Raw genomic sequence first — 25,564 nt, 5'->3', positions numbered from 1 at the left:
AGGCCGGGGCGCAGTCCGATTACATCGTCTCAAGCAGGCCTTCACCAGCGGAAATCTCGCACTCGCCCGGCGAGGATTCGGTGTTGAGCTGTTTCACGACACCGTCCTCGACCAGCATGGCATACCGCTTGGAGCGGGCCATCAGGCCAACGGGCGGGGCGTCGAAATTCATGCCGATCGCGGTGGTGAACGCGCTTTGCGCATCGGCCAGCATGGTGATCCCGGCGGCACTTGCCCCGGTTGCTTCGCCCCAGGCATTCATCACGAACGGGTCATTGACGGACACACAGATGATTTCGTCCACGCCCTTCTGATCGAACTGTTCCTTGGTGCGGATAAAGCTGGGCACATGTGCCGAATGGCAGGTTGGCGTAAAGGCGCCCGGCACGGCAAAGATCACCACTTTGCGGCCTGCGGTCTTATCGGCCAGCGAAACCTCTTGCGGACCTTCGGCCCCCATCTGAACCAGCGTTGCCTCGGGCAGCTTGTCGCCTGTCGAAATTGTCATTTTGCGTCCCCTGTTGGTTTGCCTTTGCAGTTTCGCAGAATATAGGGTCGTTTCAGCGAATGACGAACAAAATCGGAAGGGCGGGGCAGGTATGACCCATATAGTTGTAATCGGGGCCGGGCAGGCGGGGGCGTCGCTGGTTGCCAAACTGCGCAACGACGGGTTTGAGGGGCAGATCACCCTGATCGGCGCCGAACCGGTGCCGCCCTATCAGCGCCCGCCCCTGTCCAAGGCCTATCTGCTGGGTGAAATGGCGCTGGAACGCCTGTTTCTGCGCCCGGAAAGCTTTTATGCGGAACACGACATCACCCTGAAACTGGGCCAGCCGGTCACCCACATCGACCGCGCGGCCAAAACCGTTAGCTTGCCCGACGAGGTGATTTCCTATGACGAGCTGGTCCTGACCACCGGGTCCGATCCGCGCCGGTTGCCGGCGTCCATCGGCGGCGATCTGGACGGCGTGTTCACCGTGCGCACCCTAGCCGATGTCGATGCCATGGCCTCTTCGGTGACCGAAGGCGCGCGCGCCCTGATCGTCGGGGGTGGCTACATCGGGCTTGAGGCGGCCGCCGTCGTCGCCAAACGCGGGGTTCAGGTGACGCTGGTGGAAATGGGCGACCGCATCCTGCAACGCGTCGCGGCCCCTGAAACCAGCGATTATTTCCGTGCGCTGCACACCGATCACGGGGTCGATATCCGCGAAGGCATCGGGCTTGAGCGGTTGACCGGCGACGCAGGCCGCGTCACTGGCGCGGTGCTGTCCGACGGCACCACGCTTGCCGTGGATTTCGTCGTGGTTGGCATTGGCATCGCGCCTGCCACCGCGCTGGCAGAACAGGCCGGGCTGGACATCGACAATGGCATTTGGACCGATGCACAGGGGCGCACCTCGGATCCGCACATCTGGGCGGCGGGCGATTGCGCCTCGTTTCCCTATCGCGGCGGGCGGTTGCGTCTGGAAAGCGTTCCCAACGCGATCGACCAGGCCGAATGCGTCGCTGCAAACCTGATGGGGGCGAACAAGGACTATGTGCCAAAGGTGTGGTTCTGGTCCGACCAATATGACGTCAAACTTCAGATTGGCGGGCTGAATACCGGGTATGACCGGATCGTGACCCGGCCCGGTGAGGGGCAGACGGTTTCGTTCTGGTACTATCAGGGCGACACGCTGCTGGCTGTCGATGCGATGAACGACCCGCGCGCCTATATGGTTGGCAAACGTCTGATCGACGCGGGCAAATCCCCGGATCCGGCCCTGATTGCCGATCCAGAAACCGATATGAAGGCCCTGTTGCGCGCGTGAGGATCATCGCCGGAGAATTCCGCGGTCGCGCGCTGGCCTCGGTCGGCAAAGGCGATCCCGGCGCGCATCTGCGCCCGACCACAGACCGGGTGCGCGAAAGCCTGTTCAACGTGTTGATGCATACTGGTGTGATCCCCGATGCCCGGGTGCTGGACCTGTTTGCCGGGACGGGCGCCCTCGGGCTTGAGGCGCTGTCGCGTGGCGCGTCCCATGTGACATTCGTCGATGACGGGCGCATGGCCGCCACGCTGATCCGCAAGAATATCGCCCTGACACACAGCGCCGACCGTACCGATTTCATCCGGCGCGACGCCACCAAACTGGGGGACAACCCCGCCGCGCCCTATGATCTGGTGTTCCTCGATCCACCCTATGGCAAAGAGTTGGGCCAAATCGCGCTTGAGGCCGCTCTGACAGGCGGCTGGCTGGCACCCGGCGCCCTGATTGTGTGGGAGGAAAGCAGCCCGCAAACCGCGCCCGACGGCTTTGTGCTGGAAGACACGCGCCGGTATGGCGATACCCATGTCACCCTGCTGGAGGCCCCGGAATGACGGCTGACCTTGTGATTTTCGACTGCGACGGCGTTCTGGTCGATTCCGAAGCCACGACGCTCGAATTGATCGCGGCGGATCTCAGGACCCGCGGCCTCGATCTCAGCGCGGGTGGGGCGCGTTCCCTGTTTCTGGGCGGAACGATGGATACGGCCCGCGACGCGGCCGTCCGCATGGGCGCGGACCTGCCCGAAGCATGGGTCGATCACATGTATGGGGTAATCTATGCGCGGCTGGAACAGGGGGTTCCAGTCATTCCCGGCGTTCTCGACCTGATCGAACGCATCGAAGACGCCGGTATGCATATCGCTGTCGCCTCGAACGGGCCGATGCAGAAAATGCGCCACTCCCTGACGCCCTCGGGCCTGTGGGACAGGTTGCAGGGGCGGATTTATTCGCGCGAACATTTTGCCCCGAAACCGGCCCCCGACATGCTGTTGCATGCCATTGACGTGACCGGCGTCGACAAAACCCGTGCGGTGATGATCGACGACAGCGCGCCTGGCTGCCGCGCGGCCCGCAATGCGGGCGTGCGCTGTTTCGGGTTCGCGACCGAAGGGCAGGACGCGTCTCTTGCCGCCGAAGGGGCAGACGTCGTCGACCGGATGGAGACCATCGCCGGGCACCTTGGACTGGGCTGATCTGCCCGGTCTTAGTCGTAGGTTGGGTGGAACTTGTTCGCGGGTGACAGCGTGAAAATTTCAAATCCGTCGGCGGTCACACCGACCGAATGTTCGAACTGAGCCGACAGCGACTTGTCCCGTGTCACGGCGGTCCATTCATCAGCCAGCGTCTTGGTTTCCGGGCGGCCCAGGTTCACCATCGGTTCGATGGTAAAGAACATGCCTTCTTCCAGTACCGCGCCGGTGCCCGGGCGCCCGTAGTGCAGAACATTGGGCGGGGCGTGGAACACCCTCCCCAGACCGTGGCCGCAGAAATCGCGCACGACGCTCATCCGGTTGGCCTCGACATAGGTCTGGATCGCGTGGCCGATATCACCGAACGTGTTGCCCGGTTTGACCATCTCGATCCCGCGCATCAGGGCGTCATGTGTGACGTCGATCAGGCGTTCGGCCTTGCGCGGCAGTTTCCCGGCCACATACATGCGGCTGGTATCCCCGAACCAGCCATCGACGATCACCGTCACGTCGATGTTCAGGATATCGCCGTCCTTCAGCGTCTTGGGGCCCGGGATGCCGTGACAGACCACGTGGTTGACCGAGATACAGCTGGCATGCTGGTACCCCTTATAGCCGATCGTGGCGGATTTGGCGCCCGCCGCCTCGACCATGTCGTTGATTTTCTGGTCGAGCACCTCGGTCGTCTGACCAACAAAAACATGGTCCGCAATATCATCCAGAATGCGCGCGGCCAGTGCTCCGGCTGCATGCATCCCGGCAAAATCCGCTGTGTCATAAATTCGGATACCGTCCTTCGTCAGACGGCCGCGCAGTTCATTATTCACCAAATGCTCCATAGTGGCTTGACCGGTTATTTAGTGCCCTCGGCCCAAAAGGACCAGAGGCCGTCAGATCAACGATGACAGTGCAGGGCCCAATTCAACGCCCTTTGGTGTAATTTTTGTACCATAGCACAAGATTTCAACACCCTCTTGATATGCATCATCAAAGGCCCTGCCGTATGTCGGGTCGATATCACGGGCAAGATCAAAGGACGTGCAATCGGTGCGCTGCACCAGATAGAGCATCACCGCCCGGTGCCCGTCACGCACCATATCGGACAATTCGGCCAGATGTTTCGCGCCGCGCGCCGTCACGCTGTCGGGAAATTCGGCGAGTCCCTCACGCCGACACAGCGTGACGCTTTTCACCTCGACATAGATGTCGGGCAGGCCCGGCTGGCTCAGCAGGAAATCGATGCGGCTGGACTGACCGTATTTCACCTCGGGGCGCACGGTTTCGTATTTGGCGAATTCGGGAATCTGCCCGTCCTCCAGCGCCGCACGCAGGGCACGATTGGGCACCGACGTGTCGACCCCGGTGAAATGCCCGTTCTCGTGATCGACCAACCGCCAGCCGTATTTCAGCTTTTTCTTCGGATCGTCGTTGGGTTGCAGCCAGATTTTCATGCCCGGCTCGGCCAGTCCCATCATCGATCCGGGGTTGGCACAGTGGGCGGTCACCTCGCGCCCGTCCTCCAGCGTGCAATCGGCAAGGAACCGTTTGTAGCGGCGGATCAGGCGGGCGGGCACAAGAGGGGTTTGAAAGCGCATGGAACGCGGCCTATACCCAGCTTAACCGCCATTCAAGGGAGTGCTGACATGGCCAACCCAACCGCCGCGATGCTCGTGATCGGGGATGAAATCCTGTCGGGCCGCACCCGCGATGCAAATACCCACCATCTGGCCGGGGAGCTGACCAAACACGGGATCGACCTGAAAGAGGCGCGGGTCGTCAGCGATGACCGCGATGCGATCATTGCCGCGGTGCGCGCCTTGTCCGAGGCCTGTGACCACGTGTTCACCAGTGGCGGGATCGGGCCAACCCATGACGATATTACCGCCGATTGCATCGCGGCGGCCTTTGGCGTGCATATTGACGTGCGCGACGATGCGCTGGCCCTGCTTCAGGCCCATTATGACCGTACGGGCCTAGAACTGAACGAGGCGCGGCTGCGCATGGCGCGTATTCCCGATGGCGCGGCGCTGATCGAAAACCCGGTGTCTACGGCGCCAGGTTTCACGCTGAAAAACGTGCATGTCATGGCCGGGATACCGTCGATCTTTCAGGCGATGGTGGCCAGTGTCCTACCCACCCTGACCGGCGGCGCGCCGGTTATTTCGGAAACTCTTCAGGTCAATCACGGCGAAGGTGACATTGCCCAGATCCTGAATGATCTGGCCGCGCGCCATGACGATCTGTCCATCGGCTGCTATCCGTTCCAGAAGGACGGAAAACACGGCGCCAACGTCGTTGTCCGCGGTCAGGATGGCGGGCGTGTCCATGCCGTGATCGAAGAATTGTCGCACGCGATCCGGTCGCTTTGATGACCGCGCCCGATTGGTACGCTGTCGTTGACGGCACCTGGCCTGCGGCGCGCTATGAACGCCTGGGCCCCTGGATGCTGCGCCATGGGGAGGGCGGCGGCAGCCGTGTGTCTTCGACCACTCAGGAAGGGCCCTTTGAGGCCAGTGATATCGACGCCGCCGAGGCCGCGATGGGCGCGATGGATCAGCGGCTGATTTTTCAAATCCGCGATGGGCAGGATGATCTCGACGCCGCATTGGCCGCGCGCGGGTATGACATCATGGACCCGGTCAACATTTACGCCTGTCCGATCGACCAGCTATGCGATCAGGCGATCCCGCCGGTCACGGTGCTGCGCGTGTGGGAACCGCTCGCCATCATGCGGGAAATCTGGGCCGCAGGGGGCATCGGCCCGGCGCGCCTTGCCGTGATGGAGCGGGCCAAGGGCCCAAAAACCGGCCTTTTGGGGCGGCACAAGGACAAACCGGCCGGTGTCGCCTTTGTCGCGATCCACGACGGCGTCGCCATGGTCCACGCGGTCGAGGTGGTGCCGTTTCAGCGCCGCGCTGGAATGGGGCGCTGGTTCATGCGCGCCGCTGCACTTTGGGCGCGCGACCAGGGGGCATATACCCTGACGGTGATCTGTACCCGCGCCAACACCGCGGCCAATGGTCTCTATACTTCCCTCGGGATGCAGGTTGTGGGACAGTACCATTACCGACACTTGCCAACGGAGCACCCCCAGACGTGACCGATCCGAATTCACCCACCGCGCTTGACCTGCCGATGGTCGATCCGCTGCCCGAAGCGACGCAAAAGTATTTCGACATCTGCATGGACAAGCTGGGCATGATCCCGAACGTCCTGCGCGCCAATGCCTTTGACGTCGACAAGCTGAACGCCTTCACGGGCATGTACAATGACCTGATGCTGGCCGACAGCGGGCTGAGCAAGCTTGAGCGCGAGATGATCGCGGTTTGCGTCTCCTCGATCAACAAGTGCTTTTACTGCCTCGTCGCCCATGGTGCCGCGGTGCGCCAGTTGTCGGGCGATCCGATGCTGGGCGAAATGCTGGTGATGAACTGGCGCGTCGCGCCGCTGGACGCACGCCAGCGGGCGATGCTGACCTTCGCGGAAAAAGTCACGATCGCCAGCGCCACCATCGAGGAAGAGGACCGCAGGGCCCTGCGCGATGTGGGCTTCACGGATCGCGATATCTGGGATATCGCCAATGTGACTGGCTTCTTCAACATGTCAAACCGAGTGGCAAGCGCAACAGGCATGCGCCCCAACGAAGAGTATCACGCCCAATTCAGATGATCCGATTTCTTGCCGCCTTTGCGGCGCTGTCCTGTTTTGCGCTTTCTGCCGCCGCGTTGGAACTGTCCCTTCCGGCGGGGGCGCGGCAGGTTTCGGACCGGTCCAGCCAGATGGACAGCTATGCCCTGCCGGTAGGGCCGTATCTGGATGACAGACTGCGCCAGCAACGGTTCGAAGGCCGGATCGAGCGGCAGACCTGGCGCATCGACGGACCGGGCCTGACGACGCTGCAAGTTCTGGCCCCGCTGCGCGCGCAGATTTCCGAGGCCGGGTTCGACATCATTTTTCAATGTGAGGACCGGGAATGCGGGGGATTTGATTTCCGCTTTGCAACCGAGGTCGTGCCCGCCCCGGACATGTATGTCGATATTCACAACTTTCGCTTCCTGTCGGCCCTGCGAAAGTCGGGCGAGGCGGTCAGCCTTTTGGTCAGCCGCAGCCGTGCGGCGGCCTTTGTGCAGATCATCTATGTGAACCGCCCGGACGGGTTTCAAATCCGGACCGATAGCGGTGAACCGGCCGCCTCACCCCCACCCGTGGGGGGCGACGCGCCGGTTACACCGCTGGCAGGGGCCAAGGACCGCATTGCGGACCTGGTCGCGATGGGCCATGTCGTTCTGGACGATCTGGACTTTGCCACAGGGTCCGGCAACTTGAACGGGGGGACTTATGACTCGCTGGAACAGCTTGCGGGATACCTCAGGGACAATCCCAATGTTGTCATTGCGCTGGTCGGCCACACCGACAGCGTCGGTGTGTTGGATCGCAATATCGCCCTGTCAAAACGGCGGGCCGAAACAGTGCGCACCTATCTGATCGACACTTATGACGTTGCCCCGGCCCGTATTCAGGCCGAGGGCATGGGGTATCTTTCGCCCGTCGCGTCCAACCTGACGGCCGAGGGCCGCGAAGCCAACCGCCGGGTCGAAGCCATCCTGCTGTCTGACGGGTAGGCGCCTTACAATGCCGCCGCCAGACGCGTGCCCTGATTGATCGCCCGTTTCGCATCCAGTTCCGCAGCCACATCCGCACCGCCGATCACGTGGGCAGAGATGCCCTTGGCCTCAAGCGCATCGGCCAGTGACCGTTCGCTCAGCTGTCCGGCGCACAGAACGATGGTGTCCGCCTCGATCAGGGTTGGCTTTTCGCGCGCTTCGCCAAAGGATACATGCAGCCCGTCGGCATCGATCCGTTCGTAATTCACGCCCCCGACGAATTCGACATCCTTCATCTTGAGCGCCGCGCGGTGAATCCATCCGGTTGTCTTGCCCAGCCGTTTGCCGTGTTTTTCCGCCTTGCGTTGCAAAAGGGTTATCGCGCGGGCCGGGGCGTGCGGGTGCGGGCCTTCGGGGGCCAGACCGCTGCGGTGTTCGGCCGGGTCGGCGACGCCCCATTCCTCCATCCACAAGGGGATGCTTTCGGCCGGGCTGGTGTCTTCGTGGGCCAGATATTCGGACACGTCGAACCCGATGCCGCCCGCTCCGATCACGGCGACCTTTTTGCCAACTTTGGCCTTGTCGCGCAAAACGTCGATGTAGCTGAGCACATTGGGCCCATCCTGGCCCGGAATGCCGGGGTCGCGCGGGATAACGCCGGTGGCGATGACAACCTCGTCAAATCCGCTCAGATTGTCGGCTGTTGCAACCGTGTTCAGACGGGTTTCGATGCCCAGATCGGCCACCATGGCGCGGTACCAGTCGACCAGCCCCCAGAATTCTTCCTTGCCGGGCACCTGCTTGGCCATGTTCAACTGGCCGCCAATCTCGCCCGCCTTGTCGATCAGGGTCACACTGTGCCCGCGCTGGGCGGCGGTGATTGCCACCGACAGGCCCGCAGGACCGGCGCCCACCACGGCGATTGTCTTGGGGGCATCGGTCGGGGTGATGGTCAGTTCGGTTTCGTGACAGGCCTGCGGATTGACCAGGCAACTGGTCAGCTTGCCGCCGAACGTATGGTCCAGGCAGGCCTGGTTGCAGGCGATACAGGGCGCGATCTTGTTCGCGTTTCCGGCCGCGGCCTTGGTCACGAAATGCGGGTCGGCCAGCATCGGGCGCGCCATCGACACCATGTCGGCGCAGCCGGTCGAAAGAACCTCTTCGGCGACCTCGGGGGTGTTGATCCGGTTCGACGTGATGATCGGGATGCCGACCTTGCCCATCAGCTTCTTGGTAACCCAGGCAAAGGCCGCGCGCGGCACCGATGTGGCGATGGTGGGAATGCGCGCCTCGTGCCAGCCGATGCCGGTGTTGATGATCGTGGCGCCAGCCTTTTCGATTTCCTGCGCCAGTTGCACCACCTCGTCAAAGGTCGATCCGTTGGGCACCAGGTCGATCATCGAAAGGCGGTAGATGATGATGAAATCCTCGCCCGTCACCTTGCGCGTGCGGCGCACCACCTCGATCGGCAGGCGCATGCGGTTTTCATAGCTGCCGCCCCAGCGGTCGGTGCGCTTGTTGGTGTGGGTGACAAGGAACTGGTTCAGGAAATACCCTTCGGACCCCATGATCTCGACCCCGTCATAGCCTGCCAGCTTGGCCTTGCGGGCGGCCTCGGCGATGTCGGCGATCTGTTTCTCGATCCCGTCTTCGTCCAGTTCGGTCGGCGGAAAGGGGGAAATCGGCGATTTCACCGGGCTGGGTGCGACGCATTTGGGGCCATAGGCATAGCGGCCTGCATGCAGGATCTGCATGGCGATCTTGCCGCCTGCCTCGTGCACGCGCCCGGTCACGATGGAATGGTTGGCGATGTCATCCTCGGTGGTCATCATCGCCGCACCCGGCAGGACCGAGCCTTCGAGATTGGGGCCAATCCCGCCGGTGACCATCAGCGCCACGCCGCCGCGCGCACGTTCGGCGTAAAACTCGGCCACCCGGTTCCAGTCACGGGTTTCTTCGAGGCCCGTGTGCATCGACCCCATCAGCACGCGGTTTTTCAGCGTGGTAAAGCCCAGATCAAGTGGTTCCAGCATATGCGGATAGGTGGCCATGAGTCGCTCCCTGTTTCATGTTGCGCGCAGGATCACCCTGCGCACGCTGCTTGTCACCCCGGACGCAGCGTCACCCGCATTTGGACCGAAATGGCCACAAATGCCAAATCCCGTTGACGGAAAATCAATGGGTTAGGGGAAATTTGTTTCGCGCGCGAAACATTTCACCATGTATAAACCTTTGATAATAAATGGGTAACCTTCGCAGGCATCTGGAATTTCGGGGCCTGAAACCTTATCTTGAAACCAAACAGCCAATCCGGCACCAGTTGCAGGATATGCAAGACAGGACCCGAGACCCCGATGACACCCGAAGAAATCGTCAAACTGCCCTATCGTCCCTGTGTCGGCGTCATGCTGATGAACAAGGACGGCCATGTTTTCGTGGGCCAGCGGCTGGATCGCGATACCGAGGCCTGGCAGATGCCGCAGGGCGGTGTTGACGAGGGCGAGGACCCGCAGGACGCCGCCCTGCGCGAATTGTGGGAAGAAACCGGCGTTACCGGCGACCTTGTGGAATATGTGGGGGAAACTGAAGGGTGGCTGCCCTATGACCTGCCGCACGATCTGGTGCCCAACATCTGGAAGGGCCGGTATCGCGGGCAGGAGCAGAAATGGTTCCTGCTGCGGTTCACCGGCACGGACGATCAGGTCAAGATCGAAACAGACCACCCTGAGTTTTCGGAATGGCGCTGGCAGCCGGTCGATGAGCTGGTCGACAAGATCGTTCCGTTCAAACGTGCGGTCTATGCCCGCGTGGTGGCCGAGTTTTCGGTTCTGTTTTGAAACAGGTTTTCATCGCCCTGATCCTTGCCCTTTGGTGCAGCCCGGCCTTTGCCCTGTCCTGTCTGCGCCCCGACGCCGCGGCCACGTTCCGCCGGGTCGCCGACGCGCCGGAAACCTATGTGGTGCTGCATGGGCATCTGATTTTCGACGAGGCGAAATTGCCCAAACGACCGCGCGTTGCGCCCTCGGACGGGCCGCGCCCGACGCAATCGGTCATGGCGCGATTCAAGGGGCAGGCGCTGAACACGCGCGGGTTTGGCACGCCATTTGACCGCGAGATCCGGGTCGATCTGACCTGCGCCGGGGCGTGGTGTGCCGCGATCGAAAACGAAGAGCGGTATCTGGCCTTTGTCGAACGGCGCGCCGAAGGGTTCGTGTTGAACGTGGACCCGTGTTATTCCGACCTCTTTCCCGCGCCCGAGCCCAAGGTTCTGAAACAGATGCAATCCTGTTTCAGCGGCGGCCCGTGTCTGCCGAGGCGGCGTTAACGGTAAATCGGAATCTGCGGCCCGGCGGTTTCGGGCAGTTTGCCGGTAACGCGGGGATCGTCTGCGATTTCGACCTGTTGGCGGATCGGGGTGAACCCGCTGCGCCGATAGAATGACAGGGCGCCGGGGCTGTCCAACGTGCAGGTGTGCACGTGAAACCGGGTGATCGGGGCCGCCCATGCGCGGCTGATCGCGTGGTTCATCAGGTGCCGCCCCGCGCCGGTGCCGATCAGGGCCCTGGTCAGCCCGAAAAACGCCAGTTCGCAGTCACCGGGCTGGCGGAAATCCAGTTCCAGCAACCCCTGAGCGACGCCGTCGCGTTCAACGGCGTAAACCTCGACCTTGGGGTCGTTCAGGATGGTGTGCAGGTCGTCCCTGCCCATGTTCAGCCGCGAAAACCACAGCCAGTCCTGCCCGCCGACGCGCAGGAACAGGTCGCGGTACCAATCGGTAGCGGGGGCGTCGATGCGGCGAATGGTTATGCCATCCGGGGCAGGCACCGGGCGCAGATTGGCCCGGGCGCGCATTTCCAGATGGGTGACGATGGTTGCGACCTTGCCCGCGGGCACGTCAAAGACCCCGTCGCCCAGCTCCATCTTACAGCAGCCCGGCGTCGCGCAGCAGCTGGGGCATGTTCGCCTCGGGGCGGGGGCCGATGTGGCTGATTACTTCGCGTGCACAAACGCTGCCGATACGGGCACAGGTTTCAAGATCGCGCCCCGTGGCCATGCCGTAAAGGAACCCGGCGGCAAACTGGTCGCCCGCGCCGGTGGCATCGACCGGAACGATCTTTTCAACGGGCACGTCGATGCGCGATGTGCCTTCCATCACCGAAACGCCATCGCCCGACCGGGTGCAGACCACAAGCGGGCACAGCCCGGCGGTGAGCATCAGCGCATCGTCCAGATGATCGGTTTCGAACAGCGACTGAATCTCGGCCTCGTTTCCGATGACGAAATCCAGTTCATGTTCGATCAGCGACAGGAAATCGCCGCGGTGCCGGTCAACGCAGAATGGATCGGAAATCGCGATGCCGGTCTTGCCGCCGTTCTTTCGGCAGTTGCGAGCGGCCTCGAGGAAGGCGGATTTGCCCTTGTCCTTATCGAACAGATACCCTTCGAGGAACATGATCTGCGCGCGGCTTGTCACCTCTTGCGGAACGTCATCCGAGCTGAGTTCCGACGAAATGCCAAGGTAGGTGTTCATCGACCGCTCACCATCGGGCGAGACAAAGATCATCGACCGCGAGGTGGGCAATTCCCCCCCCACCACCGGCGGATTGACGAAATCGATACCGTTTTCGTTCATCGCGTCGGCATAGAAATGCCCGAGCGCATCGTCGTGCACGCGCCCGATGAACGCGCTTTCAAGGCCCAGCGCCCCGGCGCCCGCGATGGTGTTGGCGACCGACCCACCCGGCGTCTGGATTCGGCTGTCCATCGACCCGAACAGAACCTCGGCGCGGTCGCGTTCGACGAGCTGCATGATGCCCTTTTCAATCCCCATATGATCGAGAAACGTATCGTCGGTCTGTGAAATGACATCGACAACCGCATTGCCGATCCCGACGAGTTGGTAGGTCTTCATTGGGTCTTGTCCTCGAATTGGCACAGATCACGGATCAGGCAGGTGGGGCACATGGGTTTGCGTGCCTTGCAGTGGTACCGGCCGTGCAGGATCATCCAGTGATGCGCGTGCAGTTGAAAGTCGACCGGGATGTTGTCTTCGATGGCGCGTTCGACCGCGTCCACGGTTTTGCCGGGCGCGATGCCCGATCGGTTGCCGAGGCGAAAGATGTGGGTATCGACCGCCTGCGCTGGATACCGCCACCACATGTTCAGAACCACGTTCGCGGTCTTGCGTCCAACACCCGGCAGGGATTGCAGCGCGGCACGTGAATTGGGCACCTCGCCATCATAGTCCTCGACCAGAATACGGCTCAGCTTGATCACGTTCTTGGCCTTCTGGCGGAACAGGCCGATGGTTTTGATGTGGTCGATCAGCCCTTCTTCGCCGAGATTCAGCATTTTCTGGGGCGTATCGGCGACCTTGAACAGGGCGCGGGTGGCCTTGTTCACGCCGGCGTCCGTCGCCTGCGCCGAAAGCGCCACGGCCACGACCAGCGTATAGGCGTTGACGTGATCCAGTTCGCCCTTGGGCTCAGGTTCAGCCGCATGAAAGCGGGTGAAAATCTCACGTATCGTATGATAATCGAGTTGCTTTGCCATCTGCGCCTTAATGCCGTGCGATGCGCGCGCCCGCAACGGGAAACCGGTGGGGTGATGCGCGGCTTTTCCTCCCGCGCCTCGTCAGTCAGGTGATTTGGCGCAGCCGTATGCGCTGTCTCAGTCTCATACGCGACAGCATTTTCGCAGACTACCGCAAAGGCGGTTTTGAGCCTAAAGCGACCGATGCTGCGCACATGACGAAAGTCTGCTTGGGGTCTTGCAACGCAGTTCCAAATGCCCAAATCTGCACCGAAATTGTGTAGAAAGACCCTCGCAAAATGAGTGCGTCACTTCTCGTCATTTTGGGCCTTCTCGGTCTGGTCGTCGGCGGCGAACTTCTGGTTCGCGGCGCGGTTTCCGCTGCGAAATCATTCGGCATCTCACCGATGGTGATCGGACTGACACTGGTTGGCTTTGGAACCTCAACGCCGGAATTGGTCACAAGCCTGCAAGCTGCGCTCTCCGGGTCTTCCGGCATCGCGGTCGGAAACGTTGTCGGCAGCAATATTGGCAACGTTCTTCTTATCCTTGGCATCGCTGCCTTGATGGCGCCTGTCGCGGTTGACCCGAAAGCATTCCGGCGCGACGGAATGGTGGTCGTGCTTGCGACGCTCCTGTGTCTGGGGGCCGTTCTGGTTGGCGAAATTGGTCGGCTGGCCGGTGCGGGACTTGTGCTCGCTTTGGCGGCATATCTTGCGTTCACGCTTTGGTCTGAGAAACGGTCAGGGGGAACGCCAGCCGGCGATCTCTATGAGAGTGAAGCCGAAGCCGTGCCCGGACCAGAAACCTCGCTCGTCGTTTCGCTGCTGATCGCATTGGCGGGTTTGGCGATTACCATATTCGGTGCACGCTTATTGGTGCCGGGTGCCGTGTCGATTGCACAGGATGCGGGGCTTTCGGAAACGGTGATCGGTTTGACCATCGTTGCAATCGGAACGTCGATGCCGGAACTCGTCACCGCGATCATTGCTGTTCGAAAAGGCGAAGGAGCCGTCGCCTTGGGAAACGTCCTGGGCAGCAACATCTTTAACATTCTGGGTATTCTCGGGGTCACCGCTCTTGTCCAGCCCATGGTCATTCCAAGCCAGATTGTGACCTTGGATATCTGGGTTTTATGTGCCTCGACGCTCGTCCTTATCGGCTTTGCCCGAACGGGCTGGACAATCTCTCGGCGTGAAGGTGGGCTCTTTGTTCTGGCCTATGCGGTCTATCTTGGTGTGCTGCTGACCTGAAGAGAGGTAGGGACTGCAGGCGAGTGACGGAAAGCGAACCTTTGGCGTGTCTTGATGAATGGCAGCTTTGTCCCGCAAAGCGGACAGAGCCCGACTTCGAGTGAGGGCCTCCCAAACGAAGCTAAATGCTGAACGCCCTGGCGGATGCCCGATTAAACCGCAGGAATCGGGTCGCGCCGGGGGGGTGGGCACCTTAAGTTTAAGGCGTGACAAGGAGACAACCATGAACGTTCAGGCCCCCGATCAGGAATATCATTACGGCGTGATGCGGCGCGCGATCGAGTTGATCGATCAGGGCGGCGATGGTCTGACGCTTGAGGAACTGGCGCGGCAAATGGACATGAGCCCGGCGCATTTCCAGCGCCTGTTTTCGGCCTGGGTCGGCGTGTCGCCCAAGCGGTATCAGCAATATCTGAAACTGGGCCATGCCAAGGCCCTGTTGCAGGACCGGTTCACCACGCTTGAAACCGCCCATGCGACCGGGTTGTCGGGGGGCGGGCGTCTGCACGATCTGTTCCTGCGGTGGGAGTCGATGAGCCCCGGTGAATTCGCCCGTGGCGGCGAGGGTCTGACCATCTTTTGGGGCTGGTTCGAAAGCCCCTTTGGTCCGGCGCTGGTCATGGGGACGGAAAAGGGCATATGCGGGATCGGGTTTGCCGCCGAAACCGGCGAAGAGGCCGCAATGGAGGATCTGGTGGGGCGCTGGCCCGGAGCCGAGTTTGTGGAGGACCCGATGATGCTGCGCCCCTGGGTGCTTAATGCTTTTGGCGCAGGGACCGGCGACCTGAGCGAGACGCCGCTGTTCCTGATCGGCGCGCCGTTTCAGATCAAGGTCTGGGAGGCGCTGCTGAGCATTCCGACCGGACATGTGACCACCTATTCCGAAATCGCCGAAGCGGTGGGCAATCCGCGCGCGGTGCGCGCTGTGGGCACTGCGGTAGGGCGCAACCCGGTCAGCTGGTTGATCCCGTGCCATCGGGCGCTGCGCAAGTCCGGCGGTCTGGGGGGATACCATTGGGGATTGCCGGTGAAACGCGCGATGCTGGCCTTTGAGGCGGCCCGCAGCGAGGCCTGAGCAGACCCGCCATGGGCAGAGATCCGCCTAGGGCAGGCAAAATTTGGCTTGAGAGCTTGGGAACAATAGGTGCAGTTATACGTTTAGGAAGCCCGAGTATACGGGTCAAAAGCATATGGCAGGTACTGACATGACATTCAAAATGACCGCAATTGCCGCACTGAGCGGCGTTCTGGCGCTGGGCGCGTGCACCGATCCGGGATCGCTGACTGACCCCAACAATCCCAACCGCAACCGTGATCAGGGCGTTCTGCTGGGTGCCGGTCTGGGTGCCGCATTGGGCCAGATCATCGGCGGCGACACCGAGTCGACGGTTGCTGGCGCCGCAGTGGGCGGCATTGCCGGCGGTCTGATCGGCAACAACCTCGACAAGCAAGAGGCCGACCTGCGCCGCGATCTGGGCAACGACAACGTCAAGATCACCAACACGGGCGACCGCCTGATCGTGACCTTGCCGCAGGATATCCTGTTCGCCACCGACAGCTTTGCCGTGCGCGCCGATCTGCAGCGCGATTTGCGCAGCGTGGCGGGCAACCTGCAGGCCTATCCGAATTCGACCGTTCAGGTCCTTGGCCACACCGATAACGTGGGCGATGCGGCCTATAACCAGGATCTCTCGGAGCGACGTGCGCGGGCCGTGGCCAACGTGCTGATCGACTCCGGGACCGCCCCGGGCCGTATCCGCACCATCGGCCGGGGTGAGGACGCACCGATCGCCTCGAACCTGAGCCCGGAAGGGCGCGCGCTGAACCGGCGCGTGGAAATTGTGATCCTTCCCAACGCTTGATCCGTACAAGGGATCAGACACGAGATAAGCGCCGGTCCTTCGGGACCGGTCGCCTTTTGGTTTGTCCCCATGCCATAAGGGGGCACACCACCGAGCATGGGGATAGGAATGAGCAAGTATAACCTGGTTGGCCTCTCTGGATCGTTGCGCCGCGAGTCGAGCAACAGAAAACTGATCCGCGAGGCGGCGCGGCTTTTCGACGCCGAAACCTTTGTCGAAGCCGATCTGAATTTCCCGCTCTACGATGGCGACCTCGAAGACGCAGAAGGCGCACCCGACGCGGTCAAGCGCCTGTCGCGCCAGATCGACGAGGCCGACGCGGTCGTGATTTCCACCCCCGAATACAACAAGGGCCCGTCCGGCGTTCTGAAAAATGCGCTGGACTGGATCAGCCGGGTCAAACCGCATCCCTGGCAGGGCAAACCGGTTGCGGTGATGTCCGCATCCTCGGGGCGGTCGGGCGGGGAGCGGTCGCAACTGATCCTGCGCACGTTCATGGTGACGTTCCGCCCGCGCATCATGCAGGGACCCGAGGTGCATCTGGCCGATTGCAACAATCAGTTTGACGAAAACGACCACCTGAAGGGTGAGTTGTACGTCAAGACGCTTCAGGAACTGATGGACAACCTGCGGGCCGAGATCGGGCGCTAGGCGGTCGATCAGACCGGTGTGCTGACCTCGATCAGGTTGCCGTCTGGATCGCGCAGGTACAGCGACAGGATCGGCCCTGTTGCGCCGGTGCGCTGGATTGGACCCTGTTCAATTTGAACCCCGTGTTTGCGCAGGTGGCTCTGCCAGTCCGTCAGCGACGTTTCAGTCAGAAAACACAGATCGGCGGTGCCGGGTGCCGGGGCGGCGGCCTTTGGGTCGAATTCCCCGCCTTTGGGGTGCAGGTTGATCTTTTGTGCCCCGAACTTTAGCGCCGTGCGGGTTGATCCGTCGGCGGGGTGAAAAACCTCGGGCGTCATGCCCAGAACCTGCGTGTAAAACGCCACCGTTGCGTCGATGTCGGCGACGGTCAGAACCAGGTGATCCAGAGAAGACACACGAGGGGCCATGGGAGATTGTCCTTTGGGTTTGGCAGCTTTACGGTTTTGCCATGAAAACGGAACAAACCACCATGGAAAAGCAGAGGGATGTGATGGACCCGGCCCGCGCCGCGGCCTTTCAGGTGGCGATGGGTCAGTCGCCCGCGATCAGTGCGGGCAGTGAATTGCCGCCGTTCTTTCACCAGCTTTATTTCTGGTCCCCGCGCCCGCCTGACGGATTGGGCCGCGATGGGCATCCGCGCGTGGGCGATGGCGGGCTGATCCCCGACATGGGTCTGCCCCGCCGCATGTGGGCCGGGGGGCGTTTGCGGTTCACCAGACCCCTGCGCGCCGGGCATGAGGCCATCGGCGAAAGCGTGGTGGAACAGGCCCGCCACAAGGCCGGACGCAGCGGGCCGCTGGCCTTTGTGACCCTGCGCCATGATATCCGTCAGGACGGGCAGCTGTGCCTGAGCGAATGGCAGGATCTGGTCTATCGCGAAGACCCTGACCCAAATGCGCCGCGCCCGGTGCCGCCCAAGGCGCGCGAGGATGAAACCGACAGCCGCGACGTGGCCTTTGATACGACGCTTTTGTTCCGATACTCGGCGCTGACCTTCAACGGGCATCGCATCCACTATGATCTGGACTATGCGCGGGATGTCGAAGGCTATGACGGGCTGGTCGTGCATGGGCCGCTGCTGGCCCAGCACCTGATGCTGATGGCGACCGATCTGTTGGGGCCATTGCGCGAATTTGCATTCCGGGCCTCGTCCCCGCTGATGCATTTCGAAACGGCGACCCTGTGCCGGGCGGGCGATGAGTTTTGGGTGCGCGGACCGGACGGGCGCCAGTGCATGAGCGCGGTCGCCACCCCGTCAGAGTGACGCTTCGGGGCGGAAATCGTCCGGGATTTCATCGCGCCCGTCCAGAACAAGGCCGGCCATGACCTCGGCCACCTTGGGGGCCATGCCAAAGCCGATCTTGAACCCGCCATTGGCGATGAACTGACCGGCGTTCAGCGGGTGCTCGCCCAGTATCGGCGCGCGGCTTTTGCTGCGCGGGCGCAGACCGGCCCAGCGCTCGATCACCTCGGCCCCATGCAGCAGCGGCAGCGCGGCGCAGGCTCGGGACAGGATGTCGTCGAGCTGTGCATCGGTCGCGGTGGGGTCGTCATAGTCGCGCTCGCTGGTCGATCCGATGGCGACGGTCCCGTCGTCATGGGGGATGATGTGCAGCGCGTCGGCAAACAGCTGGGGCACAATGCCCGCGTCGTGACGCAAAAGCGCCGCCTGACCTTTGACCCCGTTGCCAATGGCCTTGCCCAGGGCGGCGTTGATGTCCTCCAGGCCTGCAACGCCATTGGCCCAGATCACCTGACCCTGATCAGGGGCCTCGGCAACGATGTCGACACTGCGCACCGTCAGTGCCGCCACCAGCGCGGCGCAGGCGCGACGCGGGTGCATCCGCGCGCTGAGCGTGTCGTGGATGACCATGCCCGTCGCGCTGGGCGGGGCCCAGGGCCCGTGATCGCCGACCGGGGTCACGCGCCATTCGGCCAGCCCCTGCCACAGGGTTTTGGCGGTTTCGCCGCGTTGCAGGGCAAGGTCCAGCGCGCGATCGTCGGCGATGGGCTGCAAGCGTCCGGTGCGGCCATAGCCAGCCGACACGCCGCCCTGTTCCTGCACTTCGGCCCAGAAGGGTTTGGCCATGATGAGGCTGTCGAACTGGAACGCCTTTTTCGCTTTCCAGTTTTCCGGCACATGTGGGGCAAGCGCACCGACGATGCCGCCACTGGCCCCGGCGCCGGGGCCGTTGGGGTCCACCACGCGCACGGATGCGCCGCGCCGGGCGCAGGCCCAGGCAATCGACAGGCCGAAAATGCCCGCGCCGCGGATGGTGACATCGACCATTGCCAATTCTGCGTCCTTTCGCCAGTGTCGCGCCGTTCAAGACCGGTCTTAGAGACATCCATAATGCAGCACCAGCAGGCAGAGATCGAGTGGCGCGATGGGAAGGTGCCCGTATCACGCCAGTTTGATGACCCCTATTTCAGCCTTGAAAACGGGCTGGCGGAAACGCGTCATGTGTTTCTGGCGGGCAATGACCTGCCCGCGCGGTTTGCCGATGGGGTCCGGATTGCCGAGCTGGGCTTTGGCACCGGGTTGAATTTCCTGGCCACGGTGCAGGCCTGGCGGGATGCGGGGGCGCCTGGGCGGCTGCAATTCACCAGTTTCGAGGCGTTCCCGATGGCGGCCGATGACATGGTGCAGGCGCTGGACCATTTCCCGGAACTGGCCGATCTGGCCGCATCCCTGATCACGTTCTGGCGCGGCGGGCGGCGCGACTTTCAGGGCGACGGGATCACCCTCGATCTGATCGAGGGCGATGCGCGCAGCACCCTTCCCGATTGGCAGGGGCAGGCGGATGCGTGGTTTTTGGATGGGTTCTCCCCGGCCAAGAACCCCGAATTGTGGGGGGCGGATTTGATGGGCGAGGTTGCCCGCCATACCGCGCCGGGCGGAACGGTGGCCACCTATACTGCCGCCGGGTTCGTGCGTCGCGGCCTTGAGGCGGCGGGCTTCACGGTTGAGCGCGTGCCGGGCTATGGGCGCAAGCGGCACATGACGCGGGCAAGGCTGGCATGACCCCGCAAAGCAACAACGTTCCGGCGGGCGTGGCCCTGATGGTCGCAACGACCATCGTCTTTGCCCTGCAGGACGGAATCTCACGCCATCTGGCGGGGGAATACAACACGCTGATGGTGGTAATGATCCGCTATTGGTTCTTTGCGGCCTTTGTCATCGTGGTGGCATCGCGCAAGGCGGGGGGCGTGCGCGCGGCGGCGCGCACGGCGCAGCCGCTCATCCAGATCACGCGGGGCGTTCTGCTGGCCGCCGAAATCTGTGTCGCGGTTCTGGGCTTCACCATCCTTGGGCTGGTGGAAAGTCACGCGGTTTTTGCCTGCTACCCGCTGATGGTCGCGGCGCTGTCGGGGCCCATTCTGGGCGAGAGCGTCGGCTGGCGGCGCTGGACGGCAATCGGGGTCGGGTTCATCGGTGTTCTCATCATCCTGCAGCCGGGCATGGGCGTATTCAACCCGATGGCCATCATCCCGCTCGTTTCGGCAGTGATGTTCGCGGTCTACGGTTTGCTGACGCGCTATGCCGGGCGGCGCGACCGCACGGCGACCAGCTTTTTCTGGACCGGCACCATGGGGGCCATCGCGATGACCGCCGTGGGCATCTGGTTCTGGGAGCCGATGTCACCTGAGAATTGGCGCTGGATGGGCCTGTTATGTTTGACGGGCGCCTTTGGCCACTGGTTGCTGATCCGCTGTTACGAGGTGGCCGAGGCCAGCGCGGTACAGCCTTTTGCCTATTTCCAGTTGGTGTTCGCCTCGGCGCTGGGGATGGTCGTGTTCGGGGAAACCCTGCGCTCGAACGTGATGATCGGGGCGGCCATCATCGTGGCGGCGGGGCTGTTCACCCTATGGCGCGAACGCACGCAGGGTTGATCCGGTCAGTTCCGCGGAAAACGGGATCGGCAGCGGGTCCTGGCCCAGACGCGCCCGGTAAACCGGCAGGCTTTCGGTGACCCGCATGACATAGTTGCGGGTTTCGTTGAACGGGATGTGCTCGATCCAGTCGACCATGTCGATTTCACCCGCAGATTTGGCGCGGCGCGGATCGCCAAACTTTTCGGCCCATTGCAGCGGTCGGCCTGGCCCGGCGTTATAACCTGCCGCCATCATCACCACGTTTCCGTTCAACTCGCCTGCCAGCTTGGCCAGATAGTTGGCACCCAGTTGCGCGTTATAGCGCCACTCCGAGGTCAGCCGGTCGGTATTGTGCCCGCCCAGAATGCCCATTTCCTCGGCCACGGAGCGGGCGGTTCGCGGCATCACCTGCATCAGCCCCCGCGCGCCCGCGCCGCTGACCACGACGGGGTCGAATTCGCTTTCGCGGCGGGCGATGGCAAGGGTCATTTCCGGCGCCATGGGCAGCTCCATTTTCGCGACGGGGTGGATGGGGTAATAGGCGGAATGCAACACGACCGCCTGACGCGCGGCACGCTTGGCGATCATGACGGCTAGGTGGGGCCGATCCAATTCCAGGGCCATCTCGCCAAGTTGCGCGGCGGCGATGGCATCCTGCGATTCCACCAGATGCGTCAGAAACCGTTCAGCCAGTGCGGGTTCATCGGCGGACAGCAACAGCAGCGCCGCCTGTGCAACGCTGGAGGTCATGAAGTCCGCGTCCCGCCAGGCCGGCACCGCAGGCGGTGTCACCAGCAGCGGATCAAAAGGGAGGCCGGCGCGTTCGGCCGCCAGCAACCCGTAGAACGAGGTCTGGTATTTTGCCCCTTCGGCATAGGCGGTGCGCGCCGATGTGGCATCGTTCAGCGCATCATGCGCCCGGCCCAGCCAATAGCCTGCGCGCCCCTTGGAAATGGGCGAGGCAACAGCCGCATCAAAGCGCTGGAAATGGCGCAGGGCCGTGGTTGCATCGTTCAGCTTGCGCAGGGCGAGGAACCCGGCAAGCCATTCCAGTTCGGCATAGGCCGAGCCGTCACTCAGGTGATGACCCGCAGCGATATGATAGGCGCGCACGGGGTCGCCCGCCCGCATCAGGCTGCGTGCGATATTGGTCCGGCGCCGCGCCCATTTGTCAGGCTCGCCCAGCGATTCGGCACTGGTCGAACGTTCGAGCAAAAGTTCGATGGCATCGGCATCGCGCCCCTTGCGGTCGCGCCAGACAAACCGGTCATATGCAAGACCGGCTGCGGATTTCAGGGTTTCGGGCACCGCTTCGATCTTGGCATCCACGCCCGGGGTACGGTCCTGTAGGGCGATACGTGCCTCGGCCAGGGCGCGCTGACCGTCTTTGACGAGGGGCAGCATGCGTCCCGCGCTATCCTTGTGGCCATCCCACAGCATCCGGTCCAGTCGGGCGGCGTGGTGCGGGGCGAGCAGCTTGGCATGCGCCTTCAGATAGGACTCCTGTATCTGCCGACCCATCGGCATGGTGCGCCAGGCCAGGACCAATGCGGCCTCGGCATCGCCCTTGTACCCTGTTTTCAAAAGCGCATTCGCGTGGTCCAGAACACCTTCGGCGGTTTGCGGAGGCGACTTGCGGTAATAGGCCAGCGTGACGGCCGGATCGGCCGAGGCGATGGCAGGCTCGCTTTTGCGGCGCAGATAGGCAAGGCCGGGCCAGTCGGGTCGCCGGTTCAGAAAGGCAATGACGTCTTGCGCCGTACCGCGACCAGCGCGCAACCGGTGCCATTCGATCAGGTCGCGTTCGACCGACCCGCGCCGCCCGGCAGAGCCAAGGGCCGCGTCCCAGTCGCCTTTGCGCATCTGGTCCATGGCGCGGGCAAGCCCCGAGGCCCCGTCGGCCGCCGCGGACAGGGAAAATGCCGTTGAAATAAGGATCACCAACGCCAGAAGTCGTGTCATGCCTTGCATTTCCCGAGCAACCAAGGATACAGCCTGTGAGGATAGACTGTGCCGTGGCGGGATCAACTCACTTTCGTGCCACAGGTGCAACATTGGCGGACAGATGCCCGCCGCAACCGCAAAGCAAAAAGGAGCGCGCACATGTTCTCAGGCTCAATGCCAGCCCTCGTCACACCGTTTCGCAACGGCGAGTTGGATCTGGAAGCGCTCAAACAACTGGTTGAATGGCACATCGGCGAAGGGTCAAGCGGGCTGGTCCCGGTTGGCACCACGGGGGAAAGCCCGACGCTGAGCCACGAGGAACACGAGCTGGTCGTCGAAGAGGTGGTCAAGGCCGCAGGCGGCCGGGTGCCGGTGATTGCCGGGGCGGGGTCGAACAACACGCTCGAAGCGATCCGTTTCGTGCAATTCGCCAAGAAGATCGGCGCCGATGCGGCGCTGGTCGTCACGCCCTATTACAACAAGCCCACGCAACGCGGGCTGATCGCGCATTACACCGCGCTGCACGATTGCTGTGAACTGCCCATCGTCATCTACAACATCCCGCCGCGTTCGGTGATCGACATGTCGGTCGCCACGATGGCGCAACTGGCTAAACTGCCCCGCATCATCGGGGTCAAGGACGCAACCGGCAAGCTTGAGCGCGTCAGCCAGCAGCGCGCGGCCTGTGGCGCGGATTTCGTTCAGCTGTCGGGCGAGGATGCCACGGCATTGGGCTTTAACGCGCATGGTGGCGTCGGTTGCATTTCGGTCACCGCCAACGTCGCGCCGCGCCTGTGCGCGGAATTTCAGGCGGCGACCCTGGCCGGGGATTATGCCAAAGCGCTGGAGTATCAGGATCGTCTGATGCCCCTGCACGAGGCGATCTTTATCGAACCGGGTCTGGTCGGTGCCAAATACGGCATGTCCCAGTTGGGCCTGTGCACGGAAGAGGTGCGTTCACCCCTGACCGGGCTGGAAGACAGCACCAAGGCCGCTATCGACGCCGCGATGCGTCATGCCGGTTTGATCGACTGATCTTACGGCCTCTTAAAAATCTGCTGCCACGGAAGATCCGTGGCAGCAGACATTTTCCACATATCAACCGTTTTCGGGCATCTGCGGTCGCGAACCGTTGGTTCTGACTGCGCGCCGACGCAGCGAACGCATGGACCGTTGGTATTTGGCGGCCGTTCAACAGAAACCATTGCGAAAATCCGGCCCGGACAAGACGACGCTTGCAGGCCAAAGCAACCTGTGCGGTATTTATCTCGTATCAGACCCGTCGACCAAATCCTGAAGATGTCGGGTTTCTGCAAAGACGCGGGCAAGAGGTGAATAATGTTTCGAATTCTGTCCATTTTGGGTTTGGTCACCAAGGTGGCGGGGTCTGACAAAACTTTCTTTTGGAAATATTGTGTATTTCTGATCATCGCTCTGATCCTCTATCTGGTCGTGCCAAGTGGGCAGGCCGGGATGCTTCTTGCTTCAACCGTGCCCCCGCTGGCGTTGATGCCTTTCATTGCAACGGTGCTCGCCTATATCGCGGTCCTGGCACCTGCGGCTTACGCAATCAGCCACAAGGCCGGCACGTCGCGCATTCTGTATTTCTGCGCCTCCGGAGCTTTGCTGCTTGGCCTTGCCTTTGGGGCACCGATGGCAATTCGTGCAGGACTGAATACAACAAAGTTACGGTTTGACTCTGCGGCTGTGACCACGCCACCGGCAGAGAACATCCCAACCGCCGAGCTGATCGGTTTTACGGCTGAACGACGGTGTCAGCGTCTGTGCCGTTCACTGCTTGTCGATCGGAAACTTGATTGGGTCCGGGTTATCGAGCCAACCTGGCGCAATCCCCGGGCGGACATGACAACTTTTGGACTGGGCAGGGGCGACGCCTGCCTGAACCCCGATGCGGAATTTTGCATTCAGATCCTGCCCAACACCACAGCCCCCGCGCAATTGATTGCCGAACTGAAAACGATAGATCCCGATGATCAGGGTCCCTTTGCCAGACAGGCGGCAAGATTTCAGGACACCCGAATTCTTGAAATCCGGAACAAAGACGGTGAGGTTTTTGGGCGGCGGTTCGAACTGATCGCAAGAAAGCCGAAAATGCCGGCCGTTCCGATCAAGGACCTGTTCAGCTCATCGTCATTCGATCCGGTTCCCATCTTTTTGTACGATGAGATGACCATGGCCTTGATCGACGCACCGGCGACCTTTGCTGACTTGGGGCTGGTGCCCAAAACTGTCGCAGAACCACCGAAACAGGACGTCACCACAGAAGGTCATTCAGTCGAACGAAAAGGCACTGTCACCATCACGCGCAATGATTTGCGGCCCAGCGACGCACATTCGCAATACATCAAGTCACTTCTTGATGACCCCGGCCGAGTGTTGACCCCGTACGAAAAAGTCGAACTGAACAATTGGATCAGCTTGTTGTCGAACGTCAGCGACTGGCCACCGCATATGGTTGACCTGGTGGCCCAGGTCCTGGCGGATGATCGTTTCCAGAAGAAAAATCTGTGGGTCCTGGCAGAACCGATGGCCGGGGTGCATGACCTCGGCTTGCGCATATTGCCCCTGGCCCTGGACCAGATCGCGTTGGATCGGTCCGATGCCAAAAGCTTTGCCAGCTTGGTCGGCGCGCTGGCGCGGACAAACATCGGGCCAAAATTACTAGCGGCCAATTCCGATGCTTATTTTCGGGTCTTGCAGAGTGCCGATCCGGAACTTCGCCGGGCAATGCAGCCATTGGCGGATCTCTTCCCCAAATAACCCTGGCTGTTCCTGGGTGCAGGCGCGTCAGCTTTGCGCCGGCGGGCTATCTTGCGGTCAC

The 25,564-nt window shown here is 62.3% G+C and carries 28 protein-coding genes; 18 read left to right on the top strand and 10 right to left on the bottom strand.

Annotated features, from left to right (window positions below; all coding sequences use genetic code 11):
* Positions 1-19: 19 nt before the first annotated feature.
* A complete protein-coding gene (locus tag ACXYMO_RS16125; RefSeq protein ID WP_458879755.1) occupies positions 20-508 on the bottom strand; it encodes a redoxin family protein in 489 nt (162 codons plus the stop codon).
* Between the two features lie 91 nt (positions 509-599).
* Between ACXYMO_RS16125 and ACXYMO_RS16120 the strand changes: the two genes are divergently transcribed.
* From ACXYMO_RS16120 to ACXYMO_RS16110, 3 genes are read left to right on the top strand one after another with little or no spacing between them, the layout of a single operon-like run.
* Entirely contained in the window at positions 600-1,811 is a 1,212-nt protein-coding gene (locus ACXYMO_RS16120; RefSeq protein ID WP_458879754.1) for an NAD(P)/FAD-dependent oxidoreductase, read from the top strand.
* Positions 1,808-2,362, top strand: a complete 555-nt coding sequence (gene rsmD, locus ACXYMO_RS16115) for a 16S rRNA (guanine(966)-N(2))-methyltransferase RsmD (RefSeq protein ID WP_458879753.1) — start codon at positions 1,808-1,810, stop codon at positions 2,360-2,362. Before ACXYMO_RS16120 ends, rsmD begins: the two co-directional genes overlap by 4 nt.
* Positions 2,359-3,003, top strand: coding sequence for an HAD family hydrolase (locus ACXYMO_RS16110; RefSeq protein WP_458879752.1), 645 nt, complete (start codon positions 2,359-2,361; stop codon positions 3,001-3,003). Before rsmD ends, ACXYMO_RS16110 begins: the two co-directional genes overlap by 4 nt.
* A gap of 11 nt (positions 3,004-3,014) precedes the next feature.
* Here ACXYMO_RS16110 and map read toward each other — a convergent pair whose 3' ends face one another.
* Positions 3,015-3,839, bottom strand: coding sequence for a type I methionyl aminopeptidase (map, locus tag ACXYMO_RS16105; protein WP_458879751.1), 825 nt, complete (start codon positions 3,837-3,839; stop codon positions 3,015-3,017).
* Between the two features lie 51 nt (positions 3,840-3,890).
* A complete protein-coding gene (gene sfsA / locus ACXYMO_RS16100; RefSeq protein ID WP_458879750.1) occupies positions 3,891-4,595 on the bottom strand; it encodes a DNA/RNA nuclease SfsA in 705 nt (234 codons plus the stop codon).
* Between the two features lie 48 nt (positions 4,596-4,643).
* On the opposite strand from sfsA, the gene ACXYMO_RS16095 reads away from it, so the two are divergent.
* The 4 genes from ACXYMO_RS16095 to ACXYMO_RS16080 are packed head-to-tail and all read left to right on the top strand — an operon-like array spanning position 4,644 to position 7,622.
* On the top strand, positions 4,644-5,369 hold the full coding sequence (locus ACXYMO_RS16095; protein WP_458879749.1) for a competence/damage-inducible protein A: 726 nt from the start codon (positions 4,644-4,646) through the stop codon (positions 5,367-5,369).
* On the top strand, positions 5,369-6,100 hold the full coding sequence (locus tag ACXYMO_RS16090) for a GNAT family N-acetyltransferase (protein ID WP_458879748.1): 732 nt from the start codon (positions 5,369-5,371) through the stop codon (positions 6,098-6,100). The genes ACXYMO_RS16095 and ACXYMO_RS16090 overlap by 1 nt, the downstream gene beginning before the upstream one ends.
* Complete coding sequence (locus ACXYMO_RS16085; protein ID WP_458879747.1) at positions 6,097-6,669, top strand: peroxidase-related enzyme; 573 nt, start codon at positions 6,097-6,099, stop codon at positions 6,667-6,669. Before ACXYMO_RS16090 ends, ACXYMO_RS16085 begins: the two co-directional genes overlap by 4 nt.
* Positions 6,666-7,622 carry an OmpA family protein gene (locus ACXYMO_RS16080; protein ID WP_458879746.1) on the top strand — a complete coding sequence of 319 codons (957 nt, stop codon included), beginning with the start codon at positions 6,666-6,668 and terminating at the stop codon, positions 7,620-7,622. Before ACXYMO_RS16085 ends, ACXYMO_RS16080 begins: the two co-directional genes overlap by 4 nt.
* A gap of 5 nt (positions 7,623-7,627) precedes the next feature.
* Here ACXYMO_RS16080 and ACXYMO_RS16075 read toward each other — a convergent pair whose 3' ends face one another.
* Positions 7,628-9,655 carry an FAD-dependent oxidoreductase gene (locus ACXYMO_RS16075; protein ID WP_458879745.1) on the bottom strand — a complete coding sequence of 676 codons (2,028 nt, stop codon included), beginning with the start codon at positions 9,653-9,655 and terminating at the stop codon, positions 7,628-7,630.
* A gap of 303 nt (positions 9,656-9,958) precedes the next feature.
* Between ACXYMO_RS16075 and ACXYMO_RS16070 the strand changes: the two genes are divergently transcribed.
* Both ACXYMO_RS16070 and ACXYMO_RS16065 read left to right on the top strand, forming a co-directional pair.
* Positions 9,959-10,441 carry an RNA pyrophosphohydrolase gene (locus ACXYMO_RS16070; RefSeq protein WP_458879744.1) on the top strand — a complete coding sequence of 161 codons (483 nt, stop codon included), beginning with the start codon at positions 9,959-9,961 and terminating at the stop codon, positions 10,439-10,441.
* Entirely contained in the window at positions 10,438-10,929 is a 492-nt protein-coding gene (locus ACXYMO_RS16065) for a hypothetical protein (protein WP_458879743.1), read from the top strand. The genes ACXYMO_RS16070 and ACXYMO_RS16065 overlap by 4 nt, the downstream gene beginning before the upstream one ends.
* On the opposite strand, the gene ACXYMO_RS16060 is transcribed toward ACXYMO_RS16065, so the two are convergent.
* Genes ACXYMO_RS16060 through nth form a run of 3 tightly spaced genes read right to left on the bottom strand, consistent with a single transcriptional unit; the run spans position 10,926 to position 13,157 of the window.
* The gene (locus ACXYMO_RS16060) at positions 10,926-11,525 is read right to left on the bottom strand and encodes a GNAT family N-acetyltransferase (RefSeq protein ID WP_458879742.1); all 600 of its coding nucleotides are present in this window, start codon (positions 11,523-11,525) and stop codon (positions 10,926-10,928) included. The two genes, ACXYMO_RS16065 and ACXYMO_RS16060, sit on opposite strands and share 4 nt — an antisense overlap.
* A 1-nt stretch (position 11,526) precedes the next feature.
* Positions 11,527-12,516, bottom strand: a complete 990-nt coding sequence (locus ACXYMO_RS16055; protein WP_458879741.1) for an adenosine kinase — start codon at positions 12,514-12,516, stop codon at positions 11,527-11,529.
* Complete coding sequence (nth, locus tag ACXYMO_RS16050) at positions 12,513-13,157, bottom strand: endonuclease III (protein ID WP_458879740.1); 645 nt, start codon at positions 13,155-13,157, stop codon at positions 12,513-12,515. Before nth ends, ACXYMO_RS16055 begins: the two co-directional genes overlap by 4 nt.
* Positions 13,158-13,435: 278 nt before the next feature.
* Between nth and ACXYMO_RS16045 the strand changes: the two genes are divergently transcribed.
* The 4 genes from ACXYMO_RS16045 (at position 13,436) to ACXYMO_RS16030 (ending at position 16,902) form a co-directional block, all read left to right on the top strand.
* Positions 13,436-14,389, top strand: coding sequence for a calcium/sodium antiporter (locus ACXYMO_RS16045; RefSeq protein ID WP_458879739.1), 954 nt, complete (start codon positions 13,436-13,438; stop codon positions 14,387-14,389).
* Positions 14,390-14,612: 223 nt separating this feature from the next.
* Positions 14,613-15,464 (top strand): methylated-DNA--[protein]-cysteine S-methyltransferase, encoded by an 852-nt coding sequence (locus tag ACXYMO_RS16040; protein WP_458879738.1) that lies wholly within the window; start codon positions 14,613-14,615, stop codon positions 15,462-15,464.
* Between the two features lie 130 nt (positions 15,465-15,594).
* On the top strand, positions 15,595-16,251 hold the full coding sequence (locus tag ACXYMO_RS16035) for an OmpA family protein (protein ID WP_458879737.1): 657 nt from the start codon (positions 15,595-15,597) through the stop codon (positions 16,249-16,251).
* Between the two features lie 108 nt (positions 16,252-16,359).
* Positions 16,360-16,902, top strand: coding sequence for an NADPH-dependent FMN reductase (locus ACXYMO_RS16030; RefSeq protein WP_458879736.1), 543 nt, complete (start codon positions 16,360-16,362; stop codon positions 16,900-16,902).
* An 8-nt stretch (positions 16,903-16,910) separates the two neighbouring features.
* Here ACXYMO_RS16030 and ACXYMO_RS16025 read toward each other — a convergent pair whose 3' ends face one another.
* A complete protein-coding gene (locus ACXYMO_RS16025; protein WP_458879735.1) occupies positions 16,911-17,309 on the bottom strand; it encodes a VOC family protein in 399 nt (132 codons plus the stop codon).
* Between the two features lie 41 nt (positions 17,310-17,350).
* Between ACXYMO_RS16025 and ACXYMO_RS16020 the strand changes: the two genes are divergently transcribed.
* On the top strand, positions 17,351-18,166 hold the full coding sequence (locus tag ACXYMO_RS16020) for an HTD2 family dehydratase (protein WP_458879734.1): 816 nt from the start codon (positions 17,351-17,353) through the stop codon (positions 18,164-18,166).
* On the opposite strand, the gene ACXYMO_RS16015 is transcribed toward ACXYMO_RS16020, so the two are convergent.
* Positions 18,158-19,192 carry an NAD(P)/FAD-dependent oxidoreductase gene (locus ACXYMO_RS16015; RefSeq protein ID WP_458879842.1) on the bottom strand — a complete coding sequence of 345 codons (1,035 nt, stop codon included), beginning with the start codon at positions 19,190-19,192 and terminating at the stop codon, positions 18,158-18,160. The genes ACXYMO_RS16020 and ACXYMO_RS16015 overlap by 9 nt on opposite strands.
* Positions 19,193-19,255: 63 nt before the next feature.
* Here ACXYMO_RS16015 and mnmD point away from each other — a divergent pair, with 63 nt between their 5' ends.
* Positions 19,256-19,927, top strand: coding sequence for a tRNA (5-methylaminomethyl-2-thiouridine)(34)-methyltransferase MnmD (mnmD, locus tag ACXYMO_RS16010; RefSeq protein WP_458879733.1), 672 nt, complete (start codon positions 19,256-19,258; stop codon positions 19,925-19,927).
* Entirely contained in the window at positions 19,924-20,796 is an 873-nt protein-coding gene (locus ACXYMO_RS16005; protein WP_458879732.1) for a DMT family transporter, read from the top strand. Before mnmD ends, ACXYMO_RS16005 begins: the two co-directional genes overlap by 4 nt.
* Here ACXYMO_RS16005 and ACXYMO_RS16000 read toward each other — a convergent pair.
* Positions 20,770-22,740, bottom strand: coding sequence for a lytic transglycosylase domain-containing protein (locus ACXYMO_RS16000; protein ID WP_458879731.1), 1,971 nt, complete (start codon positions 22,738-22,740; stop codon positions 20,770-20,772). The genes ACXYMO_RS16005 and ACXYMO_RS16000 overlap by 27 nt on opposite strands.
* 141 nt (positions 22,741-22,881) lie before the next feature.
* On the opposite strand from ACXYMO_RS16000, the gene dapA reads away from it, so the two are divergent.
* Entirely contained in the window at positions 22,882-23,757 is an 876-nt protein-coding gene (dapA, locus tag ACXYMO_RS15995) for a 4-hydroxy-tetrahydrodipicolinate synthase (protein ID WP_458879730.1), read from the top strand.
* A 303-nt stretch (positions 23,758-24,060) separates the two neighbouring features.
* On the top strand, positions 24,061-25,503 hold the full coding sequence (locus ACXYMO_RS15990) for a hypothetical protein (RefSeq protein ID WP_458879729.1): 1,443 nt from the start codon (positions 24,061-24,063) through the stop codon (positions 25,501-25,503).
* The last annotated feature ends 61 nt before the right edge of the window (positions 25,504-25,564 follow it).

The organism is Arenibacterium sp. CAU 1754 (assembly GCF_054482635.1).
This window is presented reverse-complemented; position numbering and strand designations above follow the sequence as displayed.

Coding starts and splice junctions, on each gene's coding strand:
- dapA (WP_458879730.1), top strand. CDS start 22,882: ATGTTCTCAGGCTCAATGCCAGCCCTCGTCACACCGTTTCGCAACGGC.
- map (WP_458879751.1), bottom strand. CDS start 3,839: ATGGAGCATTTGGTGAATAATGAACTGCGCGGCCGTCTGACGAAGGAC.
- ACXYMO_RS16020 (WP_458879734.1), top strand. CDS start 17,351: ATGAAAACGGAACAAACCACCATGGAAAAGCAGAGGGATGTGATGGAC.
- ACXYMO_RS16005 (WP_458879732.1), top strand. CDS start 19,924: ATGACCCCGCAAAGCAACAACGTTCCGGCGGGCGTGGCCCTGATGGTC.
- ACXYMO_RS16045 (WP_458879739.1), top strand. CDS start 13,436: ATGAGTGCGTCACTTCTCGTCATTTTGGGCCTTCTCGGTCTGGTCGTC.
- ACXYMO_RS16055 (WP_458879741.1), bottom strand. CDS start 12,516: ATGAAGACCTACCAACTCGTCGGGATCGGCAATGCGGTTGTCGATGTC.
- ACXYMO_RS16090 (WP_458879748.1), top strand. CDS start 5,369: ATGACCGCGCCCGATTGGTACGCTGTCGTTGACGGCACCTGGCCTGCG.
- ACXYMO_RS16070 (WP_458879744.1), top strand. CDS start 9,959: ATGACACCCGAAGAAATCGTCAAACTGCCCTATCGTCCCTGTGTCGGC.
- ACXYMO_RS16110 (WP_458879752.1), top strand. CDS start 2,359: ATGACGGCTGACCTTGTGATTTTCGACTGCGACGGCGTTCTGGTCGAT.
- ACXYMO_RS16060 (WP_458879742.1), bottom strand. CDS start 11,525: ATGGAGCTGGGCGACGGGGTCTTTGACGTGCCCGCGGGCAAGGTCGCA.
- ACXYMO_RS16030 (WP_458879736.1), top strand. CDS start 16,360: ATGAGCAAGTATAACCTGGTTGGCCTCTCTGGATCGTTGCGCCGCGAG.
- ACXYMO_RS15990 (WP_458879729.1), top strand. CDS start 24,061: ATGTTTCGAATTCTGTCCATTTTGGGTTTGGTCACCAAGGTGGCGGGG.
- ACXYMO_RS16080 (WP_458879746.1), top strand. CDS start 6,666: ATGATCCGATTTCTTGCCGCCTTTGCGGCGCTGTCCTGTTTTGCGCTT.
- ACXYMO_RS16075 (WP_458879745.1), bottom strand. CDS start 9,655: ATGGCCACCTATCCGCATATGCTGGAACCACTTGATCTGGGCTTTACC.
- mnmD (WP_458879733.1), top strand. CDS start 19,256: ATGCAGCACCAGCAGGCAGAGATCGAGTGGCGCGATGGGAAGGTGCCC.
- ACXYMO_RS16095 (WP_458879749.1), top strand. CDS start 4,644: ATGGCCAACCCAACCGCCGCGATGCTCGTGATCGGGGATGAAATCCTG.
- ACXYMO_RS16025 (WP_458879735.1), bottom strand. CDS start 17,309: ATGGCCCCTCGTGTGTCTTCTCTGGATCACCTGGTTCTGACCGTCGCC.
- ACXYMO_RS16125 (WP_458879755.1), bottom strand. CDS start 508: ATGACAATTTCGACAGGCGACAAGCTGCCCGAGGCAACGCTGGTTCAG.
- ACXYMO_RS16000 (WP_458879731.1), bottom strand. CDS start 22,740: ATGACACGACTTCTGGCGTTGGTGATCCTTATTTCAACGGCATTTTCC.
- ACXYMO_RS16035 (WP_458879737.1), top strand. CDS start 15,595: ATGACATTCAAAATGACCGCAATTGCCGCACTGAGCGGCGTTCTGGCG.
- sfsA (WP_458879750.1), bottom strand. CDS start 4,595: ATGCGCTTTCAAACCCCTCTTGTGCCCGCCCGCCTGATCCGCCGCTAC.
- ACXYMO_RS16120 (WP_458879754.1), top strand. CDS start 600: ATGACCCATATAGTTGTAATCGGGGCCGGGCAGGCGGGGGCGTCGCTG.
- nth (WP_458879740.1), bottom strand. CDS start 13,157: ATGGCAAAGCAACTCGATTATCATACGATACGTGAGATTTTCACCCGC.
- ACXYMO_RS16015 (WP_458879842.1), bottom strand. CDS start 19,192: ATGGTCGATGTCACCATCCGCGGCGCGGGCATTTTCGGCCTGTCGATT.
- ACXYMO_RS16040 (WP_458879738.1), top strand. CDS start 14,613: ATGAACGTTCAGGCCCCCGATCAGGAATATCATTACGGCGTGATGCGG.